This is a genomic window from Streptomyces sp. NPDC059371, assembly GCF_042751995.1.
Lineage (GTDB): Bacteria > Actinomycetota > Actinomycetes > Streptomycetales > Streptomycetaceae > Streptomyces.
Genome location: NZ_JBHYXD010000198.1, coordinates 1 through 3287, shown reverse-complemented (window position 1 = coordinate 3287; position 3287 = coordinate 1). Strand labels below are relative to the sequence as shown.

Annotated in this window: 2 protein-coding genes and 1 pseudogene; 1 reads left to right on the top strand and 2 read right to left on the bottom strand. The window is 70.3% G+C overall.

What is annotated here, in order from left to right; genetic code table 11:
* Nucleotides 1–97: 97 nt before the first annotated feature.
* Together ACFXGX_RS43100 and ACFXGX_RS43095 are read right to left on the bottom strand one after the other, a co-directional pair.
* Complete coding sequence (locus ACFXGX_RS43100; protein ID WP_384803936.1) at nucleotides 98–2095, bottom strand: alpha-1,4-glucan--maltose-1-phosphate maltosyltransferase; 1998 nt, start codon at nucleotides 2093–2095, stop codon at nucleotides 98–100.
* A gap of 100 nt (nucleotides 2096–2195) precedes the next feature.
* Nucleotides 2196–2387, bottom strand: a pseudogene (locus ACFXGX_RS43095) (DUF5133 domain-containing protein); the annotation flags it as partial.
* A gap of 302 nt (nucleotides 2388–2689) precedes the next feature.
* Between ACFXGX_RS43095 and ACFXGX_RS43090 the strand changes: the two are divergent.
* Nucleotides 2690–3205: a pep a2 gene (locus ACFXGX_RS43090; RefSeq protein WP_384803933.1), complete on the top strand. Its 516-nt coding sequence runs from the start codon at nucleotides 2690–2692 to the stop codon at nucleotides 3203–3205.
* The last annotated feature ends 82 nt before the right edge of the window (nucleotides 3206–3287 follow it).

Genomic DNA, 3287 nt, shown 5'->3' with positions numbered 1-3287 from the left:
ACCAGGACCTCGTAGAAGACGGCGCGTTTGAACCATTCGGGATCGCGGTCCTTGGCCGGGGTGTCCTCGAAAGTGTCCGGGACGGGCTCATTGACCATCATGCGGGGGACCCTCCGATCCGCGGTGCCGGGCCGACAGTGAGCACATGTGCACCGCCCGGACCCAGGCGCACAAAGTTGGACCTGCCCCAGTTGTAGGTCTCGCCGGTGAGCTCGTCGCGCACCGGCACGCGCGCGTCATCCCTGAGAGCGAGTCGCGGCATGTCCAAGGACACTGTGGCTTGCCGGGTGTGGTGGGGGTCCAGGTTCGCCACGACGACCACCGTGTCGTCACCCGTTCGCTTGCTGTACGCGATGACGGCATCGTTGTCGGCCTGGTGGAATCGGAGGTTCCGAATTTCGCGCAGAGCCCGGTGATCCCGCCGGATCCGGTTCAGCCGGGTGATCAGCGGGGCGATCGTGCGGCCCTCGCGCTCGGCGGCGGACCAGTCGCGAGGACGGAGCTGGTATTTCTCGGAGTGGAGGTATTCCTCGCTGTCGCGGCGCAGGGGGGTGTTCTCGCAGAGTTCGTAGCCGCTGTAGATGCCCCAGGTGGGGGAGAGGGTGGCGGCGAGGACGGCGCGCAGTTCGAAGGCGGGGCGGCCGCCGTGCTGGAGGAACTCGTGGAGGATGTCGGGGGTGTTGACGAAGAGGTTCGGCCGCATGCGGGCGGCCGAGTCGCCGGAGAGTTCGGTGAGGTACTCGGTGAGCTCCTGTTTGGTGTTGCGCCAGGTGAAGTAGGTGTACGACTGCTGGAAGCCGACCTCGGCCAGGGTCCGCATCATGGCGGGCCGGGTGAAGGCCTCGGCCAGGAAGATGACGTCGGGGTCGGTCGTGTTGATGTCCGCGATCACCCGTTCCCAGAACATGACGGGTTTGGTGTGCGGGTTGTCGACGCGGAAGATCCGTACCCCGTGGTCCATCCAGTGGCGCAGCACGCGCACGGTCTCGCGGACCAGGCCGGGCATGTCCTGGTCGAAGGCGATCGGGTAGATGTCCTGGTACTTCTTGGGCGGGTTCTCCGCGTGGGCGATGGTGCCGTCGGGGCGGTGGTGGAACCACTCGGGGTGTTTCTCCACCCAGGGGTGGTCGGGGGAGCACTGGAGCGCGAAGTCGAGGGCGATCTCCAGACCGAGGGAGGCGGCCCGGCGGACGAAGGCGTCGAAGTCCTCCAGGGTGCCCAGGTCGGGGTGGATCGCGTCGTGGCCGCCCTCGGGGGAGCCGATGGCCCAGGGCACCCCGACGTCCTGGGGGCCCGCGGACAGGGTGTTGTCCGGGCCCTTGCGGTAGGTGGTGCCGATGGGGTGGACGGGCGGGAGGTAGACGACGTCGAAGCCCATCTCCGCGATCGCGGGCAGGCGTTCGGCGGCCGTACGGAACGTGCCGTGCGCGGACGGCTGGGCCCGACCGCCCTCCGAGCGCGGGAAGAACTCGTACCACGCGCCGTACAGCGCCCGCTCCCGCTCCACCAGCAGCGGCAACGGCAGGGAGCGGGTGAGCCGTTCACGCAGCGGATGCTCCGCGAGAGTGACCGCGACCCCAGGGGCCAGGGCCGCCGCGAACCGCTCGGCCGCGGGCAGGGAGTCGTCGCGCAGGGTGGCCGCGGCCGCCAGCACCGTGTCCCGGCCGGCGGCCTCGGGCACGCCCGCTGCGGCCCGCTCGTGGAGGGCGGCGCCCTCCTCCAGGACCAGCCCGACGTCGATCCCGGCGAGGATCTTGATCTCGGCGGCGCGCCGCCATCCGGTCACCGGGTCGCTCCAGGCCTCCACCAGGTAGGTCCAGTGGCCCATGGCCGACGGAGTGACCCGGGCGCCCCAGTGGTCGGTGCCGGGGGTCAGCTCGCGCATCGGCGTCCACGGGCCCGGACGGCCGCCCGGATCGACCAGGACGACATTCGCGCCGACCGCGTCATGGCCTTCACCGAAAAGAGTGGCGGTGACCTGGAAGGTCTCGCCCACAACCGCTTTGGCGGGCCGCCTGCCGCAATCGACGACCGGCCGCACATCCATGACGGGTATGCGGCCGGCCTCGTGGTGCGCGTCCGTGATCGCGTCCATGCGTCTCGCCTCCGCGGTTCTGGGCCCGAATCGTCGTTGCCGCGAAAGGCCCTCTCGGTGCGGTCCCTGGGACCGTCGTTCAGATCCGTGCCGGAACGTCCTGCAGGTAGACCTCGGCGGCGTTCGCCGCCTCCCGCGCGCACCGCTTCCCCATCAGGACGCACAGGGTGTATCCGGTGTTCTCGAAATTCCCCCGCACCACACGGTCGGAGGGAGTCGCGAGAAGCAGGCGTTCCCACGCCCGGTAGCGCTCCAGATGCCTGGCGACCTCGGCTTTGGCAGGCAGCAGCATCACGCTGGTCACCTTCCCGATCTCTCGACCGCGCACGGCTCGCCTGGCCGGCGGATGAGGGCCGTACGCGAAGGGGGGCCGGTCCGTAACGGAGCGACACCCTCACTCATGGTGCCTGCACGGGGACCGAGCGTCTTGTTGGATCTTCAACCGGACGGGGCCGCGCTCGGGTTGCACGAATGGAGTAGCCCTCTCATGCTGAGGGTGACTCAGGAGCGATCGGTGCTCACGCTTTGCAATCGGGGCCCGGTCCCGCAGGGGGCGAGGAGGAGCGAGAGCTTCGCCGGTGAGGAGCCAACACGATGAAAGCCGCAGTCCCCTGCTACTACCACCTGGACGTGGAGCTCAGCGAGGAGAAGGTCGGGCAGGTCAGGCGCATCCTGGCCGCGCACCTCAGGTACTGGAACCTGGAGAATCTCGTCGAGTCCGTCTGCCGCTGTGCGGAAGCGCTGCTCCGCACCATCGAGCAGCACTCGGCGGACAAGAACACGACGATCGAGATGTGGTGGAACGGCCGGCGCCTGTTCGCGGCCGTCTCGGACAACAGCCAGGACATCCGCCCGCACCGGGCGCCGCAGGGATGCCTGGCCCAGATCGCGGCCCTGAGCGACGGCTGGGGCTGCTGTGCCACGGACATCGGTGGAAAGATCATCTGGTCCTCGTGGCGGGCCCGCGCCGCCGATCACGCCCCGCTGGCCCCGCCCGTTCCCGCGCCCTGCCTGCGCGTGGCGCGTGCGACGCCGCTGTACGCGGTGCTGCCGGAGCCCGCGCTCGCCGCGACCCGCGACGAGACCGAGCCGGCCGCCGCCCACGGGTGACGGGCCGGCGGACCCGGCCGTGCTGTCCGGTCAGGCCGCCGTTGGGGGCGCTGCGGAGGGGTGGGGGCCCGAGGGGCGGCCC